The sequence below is a fragment of the Actinomadura sp. GC306 genome (genome assembly GCF_004348665.1).
Classification (GTDB): Bacteria; Actinomycetota; Actinomycetes; order Streptosporangiales; family Streptosporangiaceae; genus Spirillospora.
The window spans coordinates 1-16,041 of sequence record NZ_SMKM01000148.1 but is presented as its reverse complement, the minus strand read 5'-3'; the positions used below and the strand labels follow the sequence as shown (position 1 = coordinate 16,041).

Genomic DNA, 16,041 nt, shown 5'->3' with positions numbered 1-16,041 from the left:
GGGGTCGTGAAAAGGGGCGCTACTTGAGGCCGGTGGTCGAGATGCCTCGGACGAGGTATTTCTGGCCGGCCAGGAAGAAGCCGAAGATGGGGCCGATCGAGACGATCGACATCGCGAACATCGGGCCCCAGGAGGAGTCGCCGCTGGTGTCCATGAAATGGCGCAGCGCGACCGGGGCCGTGAGGTTGTCGGAATTGGTGAGGTAGAGGTTCTGGGTGAAGAAGTCGTTCCACGTCCAGATGAACGTGAAGATCGCCGTGGTGGCCAGCGCGGGGACGCACAGCGGCATCACCACCTGCCAGAACGTGCGGAAGTGCCCCGCGCCGTCGATCGCGGCCGCCTCGTCCAGCTCCCGTGGGAGGGTGCGGATGAACTGCACCATCAGGAAGATGAAGAACGCGTCGGTGGCCAGGAACTTCGGCACCACGATCGGCCAGATCGTGTTGATCCAGTCGATCTTGTTGAACGCGATGTACTGCGGCACGACCGTCACGTGGTGCGGCAGCATGATCGACACCAGCATGATCGCGAACCAGAGCTTCTTGAACGGGAACTCCAGCCGCGCGAACGCGTAGGCCGCCAGCGAGCAGGCCAGCAGGTTGCCGACGACCGCCAGCCCGGTGATGACGGCCGAGTTCCACATGTAGTAGCCGAAGGAGTGCTTGAGCGCGTCCCAGCCGCCGGAGTAGTTCTCGGCGGTCACCTCGGACGGGACCAGCCCCGGCTCCCGGAAGATCAGCTCCTCCGGCTTGACCGAGCTGGAGAGCATCCACAGCAGCGGGTAGAGCATGAACAGCCCGAACACGATCAGCAGCGCGTGCTTGGTCAGCCGTGAGGCGGGGCGGAACAGCAGCGGCGTGCGCCCGCCCGTCCCGCGCCGGCCGCCGCGCCCGCCCGCCCGGCCGCTCGCCGGCGGCTTACTTGTCGTCGCCATAGAAGACCCAGAATCGAGACATGAGGAAGTTGACGGCGGTCAGGGCCCCGATGATGAGGAGCAGCACCCACGCCATGGCGGCCGCGTAGCCCATCTCGTAGTTCTTGAAGCCCTTGAGGTAGAGGTAGAGCGTGTAGAAGAGGGTCGAGTCGACCGGTCCGCCGGTGCCGCCGCTGACGACGAACGACTGGGTGAACGACTGGAACGACTTGATCACTTCGAGCACGGCGTTGAAGAAGATGATCGGCGTGAGCAGCGGCAGCGTGATCGAGCGGAACTGCCGGATCCGCCCGGCCCCGTCGACCCGCGCCGCCTCGTAGAGGTTCTGCGGGATCTGCCGGAGCCCGGCCAGGAAGATCACCATCGGGGCGCCGAACGTCCAGACGTGCAGGATGATCAGCGTCCACAGCGCGGTGTCCGGGCTCGTCACCCAGCCCTGGCCTTCGTAGCCGAACCAGCCCAGGAACGTGTTGACGATCCCGTCCGTCCCGAAGATCTTGCGCCACAGGATGGAGATCGCCACGCTGCCGCCGAGCAGCGAGGGCAGGTAGAACATCGACCGGTAGAACGACAGCCCGCGCAGCCCCTTGTCCAGCGCCAGCGCGAGCGCGAGGGCGAACGCGAGCTGCAGCGGCACCGAGACGACCACGTAGACGGTCGTGACCTTGAGCGAGTTCAGGTAGCGCTCGTCGGCCGTGAACATCGTGTCGTAGTTGTCCAGGCCGACCCAGTTCGCCTCGCTCAGCAGGCTGTAGTCGGTGAACGACAGGTACAGCGAGGCGATCATCGGGCCGAGCGTGATGGCGAAAAGGCCGAGGAACCAGGGGGCCAGGAACAGGTAGGCGGTCCACGCCTGCGCGCGGGTGCGGGAGCTCTTGCGGCGTCCGGGAGGGCGGCCGCCCTCCGCCGCGGGGGAGAGCACGACCGGTGGATCGGCCGTCTCCGGCGCCGGACCGGCCGCGGCGGGCCTAAGCGTCATCACTCGCCCTTCGGTGGGTCGGAGGGTGTTGAGATAGCGCTTTCTTAGCGCGCTGGCGGAGATGTCGTCAACCCTTTGCAGTGAGATACCTCACGCTGCGTCGCGGCCGGTTCTGGAATCTGAGCAGGTCAGCACGGATTCGGCAGGTGGAGTTTTCCGGCAGGACTGCCGCCCGTCCGGTCCGATACTACAACCGTTTGCAGCCGGGTCAGGAAACGGCGAACCGGTACTCGGTGACCGAGACGTGCGTCTCGCCGGGGCGCAGCACCGCCGACGGGAACTCCGGGCGGTTCGGCGCGTCGGGGAACCGCTGGGTCTCCAGGCACAGGCCCGCGAACGGGCCGAACGGGGTGGCGGCGCCGTCGAGCATGTGGCCGGTGTAGAACTGCACGCCCGGCTCGCTGGTCGCGACCTCCAGCGACCGGCCGCTGTCCGGGTCGGTTACCGTCGCCCTGCCGCGGAGCGCCCCGCCGCCGGACCCCGTGCTGGAACCCGTGCTGGAACCCGCGTCGTCCGTGAACACGTAGCAGTGGTCGTAGCGGCCGCCGAGGCGCGCGTCCACGCGGGCGGGGACGGTGAAGTCGAACGGCGTCCCGGCCACCGGGGCCGGCTCGCCCGTGGGGATCTTGCCGTCGTCCACCGGCAGGTAGCGGTCGGCCGCCAGCGACACCACGTGGCCGCGCACGTCGCCGCCGCCCGCCAGGTTGAAGTAGGAGTGGTTGGTCAGGTTGAGCACGGTCGGGGCGTCGGTCGTCGCGCGGTACTCCAGCCGCAGCGTGTCGCCGTCCAGCAGGTACCGGACGCTCGCCGCCAGCGTGCCGGGGTAGCCCTCCTCGCCGTCCGGGCTCACCAGGCTCAGCAGGAGGTCGGCGGGACCCGCCGGCTCGGCGCGCCACACCCGCTTGTCGAAGCCCCGGACGCCGCCGTGCAGGCTGTTCGCGCCGTCGTTGGCGGCGAGCCGGTACTCCGTCCCGTCGAGGGTGAACCGGGCGCCGCCGATGCGGTTGCCGTAGCGGCCGACGACCGCGCCGAAGTACCGGCTGCGGTTCAGGTAGTCGTCCACCGAGCCGAGGCCGAGCACCACGTCGGTGCCGTCGGCGACCTCCAGCCGCTGGACGGTCGCGCCGAGGGTGAGGACGGCGACGCGCAACCGCCCGTTGTCCAGCACGTACCGGTCGACCCGCTCGCCTTCCGGGGTGGCGCCGAAGTGGTCGGGAGCTGCCATGGGGGCCTGCCTTTCAGTGGGGGGAGCCGCTCCCACCTCTCGCGGGGGCGGAGGCCGGAGCCTTGGGCGGGGCGGTGGACTCGCGGACCACCAGGTGGGTCTCCAGGACGGTCGCCGCGCTCATCGAGGTGCTGAGCAGGTCGACGGCCATGCGCCCGGCGTCGGCCGTGGGCATGGCGACCGTGGTGAGCTTGGGCCGGTACAGGCGCCCGGTGGTGCTGCCGTCGACGCCGATCACGCTGATGTCGCCGGGGACCGCGACGCCCAGTTCGTCCAGCCCCTCGATGAGGCCGATGGCGACGAGGTCGTTGTAGGCGAGCACGGCGGTCGCGCCGGACGCCGCGACCCGGCCGGCGACGGCGCTGCCGCCCTCCTCGGTGGGCGCGTTGGGGCCGATGACGACCGGCTCGACGCCGGGCATGTCCGTGACGGCCCGGCGGATCTCGCCGCTGGTCCACGAGCCGGCCGGCCCGGACACGAGGGCGATGCGCCGGTGGCCGAGCCCGGCGAGGTGCTCCATCGCGGTGCGGGCGCCGCGGGCGACGTCCATGACCACGGTCGTCACCCCGCGCAGCCGCCGGTTGACCAGGACGAACGGGATCGTCTTGACGAGCTTCTCCAGCGCCCTGTTCGACGACCGCGGGCTGCACAGCACGATGCCGTCGACCTGCTTGGAGAACGCCAGCACGAGCTCCTCCTCGGTGGCGGGGTCCTCGTCGGTGTCGGCGACGAACAGGTGGTAGTCGCGGGCGCGGGCGGCGGCCTGCGCGGCCTTGATCAGCGGGGGGAAGAACGGGTTCGCGAGGTCGGCGACGATCAGCCCGAGGTTGCCCGTCCGGCCGGTGGTGAGGGACCGGGCCGCGCGGTTGGGCCGGTAGCCGAGCCGCTCCGCCACCGCCAGCACCCGGGACCGCGTCTCGGCGTTCACCATGTGCGGCGCGGAGAACGTCCGCGACACCGTCGACACGTGTACGCCGGACGCGTGTGCGACGTCCCGGATAGTCACTGCCATGGCGCCCACCCTAACGCAACCGTTTGCACGTTCGGGGCGATCACCGCGACCGTTTGCACTGGTGGAGCGCTGATGCCTTGACGGGCGGGGGCTGCCGGGGCGATCGTTACTGCAACTGGTTGCAGCAGCCGAAGGAGTCCATGCGGTGAGCAGAGTGCTCGTCACCGGAAGCGCGGGCCGGCTCGGCCGCAGCGTCGTCACCACGCTGGCGGCCGCCGGCCACGAGGTGATCGGCGTCGACAGCGCCCCGGGCACCCCGCGGGAGGCCGCCGGGACCCTGCCCGCCGACCTCACCGATCTCGGCGAGGCGCACTCGGCGATCACCCGGTACCGGCCGGACGCGGTCGTCCACCTCGCCGCCATCGCGGTGCCCTTCGGCCGGACGGACGCCACCACGTTCCGCGTCAACACCCAGCTCGCGTTCAACGTGTGCGCGGCGGCGGTGGCGCTGGACGTGCCGGGCCTGGTCGTCGCGAGCAGCCCCACGGTGATCGGCTACGGCGCGCCCGGCGGCTGGACGCCCGCCTACCTGCCGCTGGACGAGGAGCACCCGGCGCTGCCCTGGAACGTCTACAGCCTGTCGAAGCTGGTCGCCGAGCAGACCATGCAGGCGTTCGCCCGCTCCGCCACCGGCACCCGGATGGCGGCGTTCCGGCCCTGCTTCGTCGTCGCGCCCGAGGAGTGGGAGGGCGCGCCGACGCAGTCCGGGCACACGCTGCGCGAGCGGCTGGACCGGCCGGAGATCGGCGGCGTGTCGCTGTTCAACTACCTCGACGCCCGGGACGCCGGCGAGTTCATCGGCGCCCTGCTCGCCCAGCTGCCCCGGCTGGAGCGCAACGGCGAGGTGTTCTTCGCCGGCGCCGGGGACGCGCTGGCCCGCGAGCCGCTCGCCGAGCTGCTGCCCCGGTTCTTCCCCGCGACCGCCGAGGCCGCCCGGGTGCTCACCGGCACCGCGCCCGCGTTCTCCTCCGCCAAGGCCGAGCGGCTGCTCGGCTGGACCGCCAAGCGCAGCTGGCGCACCGAACTCGTGTGAGGAGCCCACTCATGATCAAGGACTCGGCATGATCAAGGACCTGTCGGTGGCGGCGCGGTCGGTGCCGCTGGCCCGGCCGTGGGGCGCGGACGTTCCGTGCAACCACGTCCTGGTCGTCACGCTCACGCTGGACGACGGCCGGACCGGCACCGGGATCTCCTGGACGCCGCAGATCGGGACGCACGCGGTGAAAGCGCTGCTGGAGCACGACGTCCGCGACGCGGTGACCGGGCTCCCAGCACACCCCGGTGTCGTCTGGGACAGGCTGTCGGCCCATCTCGGTGAGGCGGGGCGGGCCGGAATCGTCCCGATCGCGATGGCGGGGGTCGATCTCGCGCTGTGGGACCTGGCCTGCGGTGACCGCTCCCTGGTGGACGTCCTCGGGGCGCGGCGCGAGTCCGTCCCCGTCTACGGCAGCGGCATCAACCTGCACTACCCGCTGGACGAGCTGACCGCCCAGGCCGGACGGTGGGCCGCCGCCGGATACCCGGCCGTCAAGATCAAGGTGGGCCGGCCGTCGCTCGCCGAGGACGTCGCCCGGGTCGCGGCCGTCCGCGAGGTCGTCGGCCCCGGCACCGCGCTGATGATCGACGCCAACCAGCGCTGGGACCTGCACCGCGCCCGCACCGCGCTGCGGGCCCTGGAGCGGTTCGACCTCTGCTGGATCGAGGAGCCGCTGCCCGCCGACGACATCGCCGCCCACGTCGAGCTGCGCCGGAGCATCGGCACGCCGATCGCGGTCGGGGAGAACGTCGCCACCGCCCACGGCTTCCGCGACCTGCTCACCGCGGGGGCGTGCGACGTCGTCCAGCCGAACGTGGTGCGGGTCGGCGGCATCACCCCGTTCCTGCGCATCGCCGAACTCGCCCGCGTCTTCGGCGTGCCGGTGTACCCGCACCTGCTCACCGAGCTGTCGGGCCAGCTCGCCCTTGCGCTGCACCACCCCGCGATGGTGGAGGCGCCGGAGGACGCCACGCTCACCGACCTCGGGCTGCTCGCCGGCCCGCCCCCGGTGGAGATCGCCGGCGCGGAGCTGCGCGCGACGGGCGCGCCGACCCGGTGGGCCGCGCCGTGAGGCCCGTGCGGATCGTCGTCGCCGGGGTCAACGGCTACGGGCGCAACCACCTGGCGAACGTCCGGCGGCTGGCGGCGGCAGGGCGGGCCGAGCTGGCCGGGGTGTGCGACCTCGCGCCGCCGTCCGGGCTGGACGTGCCGAGCGGGCCGGACCTGCCGGCGCTGATCCGGGAGACCGGGGCGGAGGCGGCGGTGATCGCCACCCCGATCCACACGCACGCGCCGCTGGCCGTGGCCGCGCTGCGCGCCGGGGCGCACGTGCTGCTGGAGAAGCCGCCCGCGCCGTCGGTCGCGGAGTTCGACGCGATCGCCGCCGCGGTGGCCGGCACCGGGCTCGGCTGCCAGGTCGGCTTCCAGTCGCTCGGCTCGCACGCGATCCCCGCCGCGCGGGACCTGCTCGGCGAGCCGATCCGCGCCATCGGGGTCGCGGGGGCGTGGAGCAGGCCGGTTACGTACTTCACCCGCTCACCGTGGGCGGGCCGGCGGCGGCTCGACGGGGTCGACGTCATGGACGGGGCGCTCACCAACCCGTTCGCCCACGCCGTGGCCACGGCCCTCGCGGTGGCCGGGGCGCACACCGTCGAGTCGGTCGGCGGCATCGAGCTGGAGCTGTACCGCGCCAACGCGATCGAGTCCGACGACACCTCCAGCGCCCGGGTCCGCCTCGCGGACGGGACGGTCATCGCGATCACCGTCTCGCTCTGCTCGGACCGGCGCACCGAGCCCTACCTCCACCTCCACGGCGAGACCCGGTCGGCGCGGCTCTTCTACACCCTGGACGAGATCGAGGCCGGCGGCGTGCGGACCGGCTTCGCGCGGGCCGACCTGCTCGGCAACCTCATCGCGCACATCCGGGACGGCGCGCCGCTCCTGGTGCCGCTCGCCCGCACCGGCGGCTTCACCCGGCTGCTCGACGCGATCCGGCTCGCGCCGCCGCCCCGCCCGGTCGAGCGGCGGTTCGTCCGGCCGGAACCGTCCCGGCTGGTGCTGCCGGGTATCGAGGGCCTCGCCGTCCGCGCGGCGCGGGACGTCGCGACCCTCTCCGAGCTGGGCTTCCCCGACGCCCTCGGCACCGTCGCGGACCCGTGGCCGGAGACCGCGCTGCGGGTGGGGGCGCGGGAGGTCGCGTCCTACATCCAGCGCGGAGACCTCCAGGCCACCGACGCCCCGCGGCCCCATCTGCACCCCGTCCGGACCCTCGGCGGGACCGTCGTCACCGAGACTCGGCCGGCCGATCACGTCCACCATTTCGGGGCCGGTGTCGCGATCGCCGACGTGGACGGGGTCAACTTCTGGGGCGGCTCCACCTACGTCCGCGGCGAGGGTCCGCGGATGCTGCCCAATCATGGGCGGCAGCGGCGGCGCGTCCTCAGGCCCGTCCCGGGCGGCTATGCCGACTCCCTCGACTGGGTCGGCCCTGACGGCGCCGTCCTCGCCACCGAGGACCGGACCCTGACCGCGCGTCCCGCCGGCGACGCCGCTTGGGCGCTGGACTTCGCGTTCACGCTCACCGGCTCGACCGGGAGACCCCTCGTCCTGCAGAGCTCGGCCTGCAAGGGACGCGCCGGCGCGGGCTACGGCGGGTTCTTCTGGCGCGCGCCCAAGGACTCCGCCGGCCTGGCGGTCTTCACCGGCGAGGCGTCCGGCGAGGACGCCGTGCACGGCAGCGTCACGCCCTGGCTGGCGCTGGTCTCGGACGCGTGGAGCCTGGTGTTCGTCCAGACCGAAGGGCTCGACCCCTGGTTCGTGCGCGTCGCCGAATACCCCGGCGTCGGCCCCGCCCTCGCCTGGGACAAGCCCCTGACCGCCGAGGACGGCCTGACCCGGGCGCTCACCGTCGTCGTCGCCGACGGACGGTTCACCCAGGGCCAGGCCGCCGACGCGGTCAGCGCGCTGTGCCCGTCACCAGGCGGACTTTGATCGCCTCGATGACGCGAGGGCTCTGGCCGGTACGGGTACTCAGCCCAGGCGGGCCTCGATCGCCTCGATGACGCGGGGCCGCAGCTCCGCGGCGCGGACGACGGCGTCCACGGAACCGACCTCGACGGCGCGGTGGATGTCGTGGACGCGGTCGAACTCCGCGGCGACCTCGCCGAGCTTCTCCGCCCGGACCGCCGCGCGCAGCTCCTCCAGCTCGGCGGTCAGCACCGCCCGCTCGGGACCGCCCGCGGCGGCGACCCGGGCCTCCAGGTCGCGCACCCGCGGGTCGGCCGCGGTGCGGGCGTTGACGTCGCCGGAGAACACCACCGCGGCGGCGGGCGCGCCGCCGAGCACCGACGCGAACGACCCCTCCACCGCCAGCACGGTCATGTTCGCGTTCAGCGCCTTGGAGAACACCACGAACGCGCCGCCGTGGTACCGCGAGATCACGCAGAACACGATCGGCCCGCGGAAGTTCACGATCGCGCGGCCGATCTCCGCGCCGTACTCCAGCTGGAGCTTGCGCATCGACTCGGGCGAGCCGTCGAAGCCCGACAGGTTCGCCAGCACCACCAGCGGCCGGTTGCCGCTGGCCGCGTTGATCGCCCGCGCGGCCTTCTTCGACGACCGCGGGAACAGGGTGCCCGCGGTGTAGGCGTCGGGGCCGTCGGTCGGCGGGAACCCGCGCCGCGGCACCGACTGCGACTCGATGCCGAGCAGGCACACCGGGATGCCGCCGAGGTGGACGTCCTGGACGGCCGCGGTCTCCGCGTCCGCCATCCCCGCCCAGCGCTCCAGGACCGGGTGGTCCTGGTCGGACAGCGCCCGCATCACGGTGCGGATGTCGAACGGCTTCTTGCGGTCCGGGTTGGCCTCGGCGGAGAAGATCTCGCCGACCGTGCTGAACTCGCTGCCCGCGATGACATGCGGGAAGTCGGAGATGTCGCGGTCGACCGGGTCGGTGGTGGTGGCGCGGCGCGGTGCGTCCTCGTCCGGCGCGACGTAGGTGTGGGCGTAGTGCGCCATGAGCACGTCCCGCGCGGCGGCCAGGTTCGGCGCCCAGTACTGCGCCTGGCCGTTCGGGCCCATCACCCGGTCGTAGCCGCCGATGCCGAAGTTGTCCTCGGCGGACACACCGCCGGAGAAGTCGAGCGACTGCTTGCCGGTCAGCACCATCGCCGAGTCCGGCGTCATCACGAGGACGCCCTTGGTGTGCATGAGCATCGTCGCCTCGGCGTTCCAGTACGGCTGCGCGCCGACGTTGATGCCCGCGACCACGATGTTGATCTCGCCGCCGTCCTGGGTGAACTCCACGATCCGCTTGAGCGCGGCGGCGACCCAGTCCATGTTCTCCGTGCCGGACTCCATGGAGATCCGGGCGCCCGCGGACAGCGCGTACCACTCCAGCGGCACCCGCATCCGCTCCGCCAGGTCCAGCGCGGCGATCACGCGGCGGCACTCCGGCTCCGACAGCGCGCCGAGCGCCTTCGTCGGGTCGCCGAGCAGCACGACCCGGGTGACGCCCCGCGGGTGCAGCCGGGTCTTCGTGGTGACAACGCCCGCGACGATCGCCGCGGTGTTGCCGCCCTTCGGCCGGTCGACCGGTGCCAGCGCGCCGGCGGAGTCCAGGTCGTACTCGACGAAGTCGCCGAGCAGCCGGGTCAGCTCGTACGGGTACACGGTGTTGCGGCTGCTCGCGCGCAGTACCTTCTGCCGGTAGCCGTCCAGCGGCTCGACGGGCTCGTCGGACGGCTCGCCGACCCGCACCTTGGTGCCGCCGGTCGCGTCGAACACGATCCGCACGGAGATCTTGCGCGGGTCGCCGGTCACCGGGTCCCGCTGCCGCCCGATGAGCAGGATCTCCTCCAGCCCGGCGCCCGCGGTGGTCGGCACGACGCGCTTGGCCAGCATCTCCAGCTCCGCGCGGGTGAGCTCGCTCGGCGGCCAGACGTAGATCACGATCCGGTTGGTGGGGAACCGGTTCTTGCCCGTCCGCCGCGACTGCGCCCGGCGGATCGAGTCGACGCAGGACGCGATCGTGTACTCCGCGGTCGGCAGGGTCAGCAGCCGCCCGTCGTGGTCGCGCAGCTCGGCCAGGTCGCGGACCTGCGCGAACGCGACGAGCCGGTCGTCGGACGGGTTCTCCCGCGCCACCGCCCGGTAGAGGTACACCTCCTCGTCCGACGACCGCAGCCGCGTCAGGTCGAACTTCTCGAGCCGCTCCATCTTCATCCGCTGCGCGATGTACGGGTGCAGGCCCCGGATCAGCCGCTCCTCGGCCATCCCCGTGCCGGACGGGCGGAACGTGAAGTGGTGGTGCATCACCGCGCCGCTGCTGCCCGCGACGGTGGCGGTGACGCGCTGGACGCCGGCCGGCAGCGGGTGCGCGTTGATGACCTCGTGCAGCGCCGCCGCCATCGCGTCGAAGTCCTCCGGCTGCCCCTCCCAGGAGAGGTAGATGTCGGCGTCCACGGCCGGCGCGCCGTCCGCCAGCTCCGCGAGCCCGCGCAGCGCGCCGCCGAGCGCGTCGAAGCCGACCGCCGCGGAGACGAGGTGCCTGCCGTCGCGCTCGGCGACCACGAACCGGCAGCCCGCGGCCTCGCTAGTGCGGACGCCGGTGAGGCCCTTGTTGCCGTAGTACCGCCGGGTCAGCACCTCCAGCAGGACCGAGTTGTCCCGGTCGTGGCGGACGAGGCGCTGCCCGAGCAGCCGCACCAGCGGCTCGGTGCTGCGCACCATCTCGGCGATGCGGCCGGCGCGGTCCGGCGCGTCCGGGTCGGCGTCCAGGTGCCGCAGGTGCCGGCGGACGTCGGCGTAGACGCGGGCGCGGTTGCGGCGCAGCAGCGGCTGCGCGAACCAGGCGAACACCACGCCGCACGCGAGGTCGTACACCACCGGGAAGCGGATCTGCGTCGCGGCGATCAGCCGCTCCAGCGCGAGCCCGGCGGGTTCGCGCAGCGCCTCCTCCGGCGGCGGCTCCTGCATCCAGCTCCGCAGCAGCGCCGCGATGGCCGCGGCGTCGGCCGCCGCCCGCTGCTGCGCGAGGAAGATCCGGAAGACCGCGGCCTCCAGCTCGGGGGAGCGTTCGAGGTCGGTGACGCCGTAGTGCCCGAGCGCGGTGGACAGCTCGTCCTGGAACGCCTTCGGCAGCCCCGCCCGCTCGACGTCCAGGCACTGCAGGTAGCTGTGGAAGTGCTCCCGCGCGCTGTGGACGTGGCCGTTCCCGTCGCCGCCGCCCGCGGGCCGGTTGCGGCTCAGCTCGGCGAGGTCGGCGAACACGTCGATGAGCCCGATCTCCTCGGCCAGCGGCCGGTGCCCCTCCGCGAGGGCGGCGCGGCGGGCGGCCATGTAGTCGTCCAGCACCCGGCCCTCGTCGTGCGGGTCGACGTCGAAGCCCAGCAGCAGGCCGCGCACGTCCTCCTGGGCGCGGATGAGCCGCACCCTGGCCGGGACCCGCTCCGGCGCAGCCGGCAGATCCAGTTCGACGGCGGCGGACGCGACCTCCTCGTCCGCGCCGTCGTCGTCGGCGAGCGGCTCCAGCCGCAGCAGCGGCGCGCCGGTCTCCACCTGGCTGCCCACGGACACGGCGCATTCCTTCAGCCGCGCCTTGAACGGCGCCCGCAGCACCGTCTCCATCTTCATGCTCTCCAGCACCAGGATCGGCGCGCCCGCCTCGACCTCCGCGCCCGCCTTCAGCGGCGTGTCCACGACCAGCGCGGGTGCGGGGGAGCGGATCACGCCGCCCTCGTCGCGGCTGACGCGGTGCGCCACGCCGTCGACCTCGACCAGGTGGATCGGGCCGTGCGTGCCCGTGAGGAGCCGGTGCCGGGTGCCGTTCACGACGATCTGCCCGGTGTGCCGGTCGAAGCGCTCCAGCTCGACGTCGGCGGTGCGGACATCGCCGCCCGCCTCCACGCCCACCCGGAACCGGTCCGCGCCGATCCGCGCGACCCGCACCCGGTACCCGGCGCCGCGCAGCTTGAGGTCGAGGGGGCGTCCGCTCTCGTGCTGCACCTGCGGGCGCCCGCCGAACGCCGTCGACAGCAGCCGCTGCCGCTCGGCGCGCTCCTCCTCCTCGTACGCCTCAATGGCGGCGGCGGCCAGCGCGACGGCGGAGTGTCGGTGCGTGACCAATCCGCCCGCCTCGCGGACGCGGTCGATCCACCCGGTGTCGGCGCTCGCGTCGATCACCTCGGGCCGGTCGAGCAGGTCGAGCACGAAGCTCTTGTTCGTCGCCCCGCCCTCGATGATCACGGTGGTCTCCGCCATCGCCCGGCGCAGCCGCCCGAGCGCCTCCGCCCGGTCGGCGCCGTAGGCGATGATCTTCGCGATCATCGAGTCGAAGTCGGCGGGAATGGTGTCGCCCTCGCCGACCCCGGTGTCGACCCGGATGCCCGGCCCGGCCGGCAGGTCCAGCCGCGCGATGCGGCCCGGCGACGGCGCGAAGTCGCGGTCGGGGTCCTCGGCGTTCAGCCGCGCCTCGATCGCGTGCCCCCGCTCCACCGGCGGCTCCCCCTCGAGCCGCCCGCCCGCCGCCACGTGCAGCTGCGCCTTGACGAGGTCGAACCCGGTGGTCGCCTCGGTGATCGGGTGCTCGACCTGGAGCCGGGTGTTCACCTCAAGGAACGCGAACAGCCGGTCACCGGGGTGGTACAGGAACTCGACGGTCGCGGCGCCGCGGTACCCGACCGCGAGGGCGAGCCGCTCCGCCGACGCCTTCAGCTCCGCCACCTGCGCCGCCCCGAGCACCGGCGACGCCGACTCCTCGATGATCTTCTGGTTGCGCCGCTGCACCGAGCAGTCGCGGACGCCGAGCGCCCACGCCGTCCCCTGCCCGTCCGCGATCACCTGGACCTCGACGTGCCGCGCCTCGGTCACCAGCCGCTCCAGGAAGACGACCCCGCTGCCGAACGCCCGCGCGGCCTCCTGACTGGTGCGCTCGTAGGCGTCGGCGAGCTCGTCCGCGTCGGTGACCACCCGGATGCCGCGCCCGCCCCCGCCCGCGGTCGCCTTGAGCATCAGCGGGTACCCGATCTTCTCCGCCGCCGCGAGCGCCGCGTCGAGCGTCTCGACCGGACCGCGGCTCCACGGCGCGACCGGAACCCCGACCTCCTCGGCGATCAGCTTCGCGCCGATCTTGTCTCCGAGCTTGCGCATCGCGTCCGGGCTCGGCCCGACGAAGGTCACCCCGAGCCGCTCGCAGAGCTCGGCGAACGCCGGATCCTCCGCGACGAACCCCCACCCCACCCACGCGGCATTGGCTCCGGTCTCCACCAGCGCCCGCTCCAGCACCTTCATGTCGAGATAGGGACGCGCGGACGCCGGCCCGAGCTCATAGGCGAGGTCCGCCTCCCGCACGAACGTGGCGGCCCGATCGACGTCGGTGTGCAGGGCGACGGTCTCGATCCGCGTCCCGGTCTCCGCGGTGATGTCCCGCACGGCGTGAATGAGCCGCATGGCGGCCTCACCACGGTTGACGATGGCGACACGACTGAACACCCGACCGAGCCCTTCTCCAGACCGACGCTGCACACCGCGACACGACAGTCCCGGCAGGCAACACCCTTCCGCCCCTCGGCCCGCCGCGCCATGCCGGACACGACTCATGCTGCGCCGCTCGAATTGTGGAGAACCTTCAAAACCACCCCCTGCCCCGGCCTCGCCGGCATGCCGATGGCGAGCGCATGATCCCGGCCGTGCACCTGGACGGGGGCGAATCGCCTAACTTGTCCTCTTGTGACGGCTGGGGAGGACGGGCTCAGTGCGACGGGCATTGTCGGTGGGATTCGTGCCCCACGCCATCTTCGTCGCGTGTGTCTGGGCGCTGCTCCGGGCTGACGCCTTCTCTGGGCACGGGCGCTGGGGGGACGCCGTACCGCACACCCTGGCCGGGATCGCCGGGGCCGCATTCGGGATCTGCTCCTGCGCCGCCGTCCTCGGGCTGCTCCTTCATCCCTTCCAGATCCGGGCGGTCCGGATGCTGGAGGGGTACTGGGGCCGCTGGACGGCGACGGCCCGCCTCGCCGGTGTCATGGTGCGGTACCAGCGGCGCAGGCGGCGGTCGCTGGAGGCCATCGTGCCGGAGGCCACCGTCCTGGGAGCCGACCTGCCGGTTTCAGCGGACGAGCGCGACCCGGCGACGCCTCCGACCGAGTCCCCGAGTGAGCGAGGACGCCGAGCGGCCACCGCCCGGGAATGGGCGCGCGCGGACGGAGCGCACCGCCTTGCCGCCCTGCCGCCGTCCGAGACGCTGCTTCCCACGGCACTCGGCAACGCCCTGCGGGCGGGCGAACTGCGCGCGGGGGAGCGCTACGGGTTGACGACGCTGACGTCCTGGCCTCGTATCTATCCGCAGATGTCCCGCCCTCTGGCGGCCGTGGTCAGCTCCGCTCGCGACACCTTGGACACGGCCGTCAACCTCTGTTACAGCTTCTCGGCCTGCGGTGTCGTCTCCGGGGCGGCGGTGCTCGACGAACCCGGCATGTGGTGGCTTCCCGCCGGTTCGCTCGGCGCGGCGGCCCTGGCCTACAAGGGCGCGGTGACGGCCGCTCAGGGGTATGCGCACCTGATGCACGTCGTCTACGACCTGCATCGCTTCGACCTCGTGCGAGCGATGCACCATCCGCTACCGGACCGGGAAGGCGAATGGGACCTCTTCCAGCGCATCTCCGATGCGCTGGCCGACCGTGCCGCCGACCTGCCCTACGATCATGGCCGTCCCGGCCAGGCGGAGACCGGCGGCACCGCATAGCCGTGGAGAACACGTCGCCGGCCGTCGTGGTGGTGCCTCAGGGAAGGTGGCCCATGTCCTTCACCCGCTCTGCTTCTCCAAGGAGATCGTTGTAACCTCTTTCGGGCGAGCGGGCCCAATGGTGTACCGACGGCGGCAGGTTGCGGAATCGGCAGCCGTTCCGGTGCTCGACCTTGGCGTTGAACTTCTTGAGATAGGCCGCCGTCGCCTCCTGCCCGCTTTTCAAGGCTGCATGCCAAGCCTTGAGGGTATCTTCCTTGACCGGTTTGTGGACCAAGGCCGGGCATCGTTTGCCGTTGGCGTCGCCACGGCAGTCGGCAGCCCCATCATAGATCGGTTGGGAGCCCGGGAGTATAGTAGCCTCGCTGGTCACTTTTCCCTCCTCTTTCCGCTTCGGGGCGGTTCACCGCGCGCATTTCCCGCTCAGCTGACCTGAGCGTGTACTGCTTGCTCTCGAAGTACAGGTAGATGATCCAGGCCAGGTCGATGAGCGTGCACGCGACGATCAATGCCACGGCCGCCCATCGCCACTCCATCTCCCTGCCGACATGTGGTATCAGGGCGAGTGCGATGCCGGAGGCGAGCAGCAGAGTGCCCGCGTTGAAGGAACCGGTCGCGCCGTTGTTGAGTTTCTTCCACTTGCTGAAGTCATCGCCCTGCTGAGCGAGTAGTGCCCCATAGCGGTCGGGGTCCGCGGAGGCGATATCGCTCCCGTGCCAGTCCTCGATATCGGCGATCGAATACAGGTACTGGCGGGCATAGAAATGCAACTGCATGCTGGCTATGAATGACAAGGACGCGATGATGAGGATCAGGAGGGTCAGTCCCGGCCAGCGGAAGTTGTCATCGTGCGCTGCGGCCACGACTCCGGTGAGTGAAAGGGCGGCCGCGGTGAGGAGCGGCGCGGCGATCGTCCGCACTTCCTTCGCCGCTTCGACGTATCCGAGCGGGCGGGGAGAGATATGCGGCATCGCTTCACCTCACGCGACCGGCACCTGCCGATGATGCTGACAGATCATTTTTGCGAAGGCCATGGGCGAATGTGGCCATGGCCGGTTTGCGCCCGGTCGAGTGCGGGGGTGGCGGGCGGCGTCCCCGTCCGGGGCGTGGGCG

11 protein-coding genes are annotated in these 16,041 nt (G+C 72.2%); 4 read left to right on the top strand and 7 right to left on the bottom strand.

Annotated elements, in window-relative coordinates; all coding sequences use genetic code 11:
• Positions 1–19 precede the first annotated feature (19 nt).
• The 4 genes from E1200_RS20355 to E1200_RS20340 all read right to left on the bottom strand — a co-directional run bounded on the left by E1200_RS20355 (position 20) and on the right by E1200_RS20340 (position 4,150).
• Positions 20–790, bottom strand: a complete 771-nt coding sequence (locus E1200_RS20355; protein ID WP_243708714.1) for a carbohydrate ABC transporter permease — start codon at positions 788–790, stop codon at positions 20–22.
• Positions 791–917: 127 nt separating this feature from the next.
• Positions 918–1,913, bottom strand: coding sequence for a sugar ABC transporter permease (locus tag E1200_RS20350; RefSeq protein ID WP_131953641.1), 996 nt, complete (start codon positions 1,911–1,913; stop codon positions 918–920).
• 208 nt (positions 1,914–2,121) lie between these two features.
• Positions 2,122–3,138 (bottom strand): aldose epimerase family protein, encoded by a 1,017-nt coding sequence (locus E1200_RS20345; RefSeq protein WP_131953640.1) that lies wholly within the window; start codon positions 3,136–3,138, stop codon positions 2,122–2,124.
• Positions 3,139–3,151: 13 nt separating this feature from the next.
• Positions 3,152–4,150, bottom strand: a complete 999-nt coding sequence (locus E1200_RS20340) for a LacI family DNA-binding transcriptional regulator (RefSeq protein WP_131953639.1) — start codon at positions 4,148–4,150, stop codon at positions 3,152–3,154.
• Between the two features lie 145 nt (positions 4,151–4,295).
• Here E1200_RS20340 and E1200_RS20335 point away from each other — a divergent pair, with 145 nt between their 5' ends.
• Genes E1200_RS20335 through E1200_RS20325 form a run of 3 tightly spaced genes read left to right on the top strand, consistent with a single transcriptional unit; the run spans position 4,296 to position 8,177 of the window.
• Positions 4,296–5,183: an NAD(P)-dependent oxidoreductase gene (locus E1200_RS20335; RefSeq protein ID WP_131953638.1), complete on the top strand. Its 888-nt coding sequence runs from the start codon at positions 4,296–4,298 to the stop codon at positions 5,181–5,183.
• Between the two features lie 28 nt (positions 5,184–5,211).
• Positions 5,212–6,258 (top strand): mandelate racemase/muconate lactonizing enzyme family protein, encoded by a 1,047-nt coding sequence (locus E1200_RS20330; RefSeq protein WP_131953637.1) that lies wholly within the window; start codon positions 5,212–5,214, stop codon positions 6,256–6,258.
• Complete coding sequence (locus tag E1200_RS20325) at positions 6,255–8,177, top strand: DUF6807 family protein (RefSeq protein ID WP_131953636.1); 1,923 nt, start codon at positions 6,255–6,257, stop codon at positions 8,175–8,177. Before E1200_RS20330 ends, E1200_RS20325 begins: the two co-directional genes overlap by 4 nt.
• A gap of 39 nt (positions 8,178–8,216) precedes the next feature.
• Here the strand turns inward: E1200_RS20325 and E1200_RS20320 are convergent, their stop codons facing one another.
• Positions 8,217–13,676 carry a carboxyl transferase domain-containing protein gene (locus E1200_RS20320; protein WP_131953635.1) on the bottom strand — a complete coding sequence of 1,820 codons (5,460 nt, stop codon included), beginning with the start codon at positions 13,674–13,676 and terminating at the stop codon, positions 8,217–8,219.
• A gap of 289 nt (positions 13,677–13,965) precedes the next feature.
• On the opposite strand from E1200_RS20320, the gene E1200_RS20315 reads away from it, so the two are divergent.
• A complete protein-coding gene (locus E1200_RS20315; RefSeq protein WP_207933454.1) occupies positions 13,966–14,928 on the top strand; it encodes a hypothetical protein in 963 nt (320 codons plus the stop codon).
• Between the two features lie 37 nt (positions 14,929–14,965).
• Here the strand turns inward: E1200_RS20315 and E1200_RS20310 are convergent, their stop codons facing one another.
• Together E1200_RS20310 and E1200_RS20305 are read right to left on the bottom strand one after the other, a co-directional pair.
• On the bottom strand, positions 14,966–15,205 hold the full coding sequence (locus E1200_RS20310) for a hypothetical protein (protein WP_131953633.1): 240 nt from the start codon (positions 15,203–15,205) through the stop codon (positions 14,966–14,968).
• Between the two features lie 49 nt (positions 15,206–15,254).
• Positions 15,255–15,899, bottom strand: a complete 645-nt coding sequence (locus tag E1200_RS20305; protein WP_131953632.1) for a hypothetical protein — start codon at positions 15,897–15,899, stop codon at positions 15,255–15,257.
• Positions 15,900–16,041: the final 142 nt, after the last annotated feature.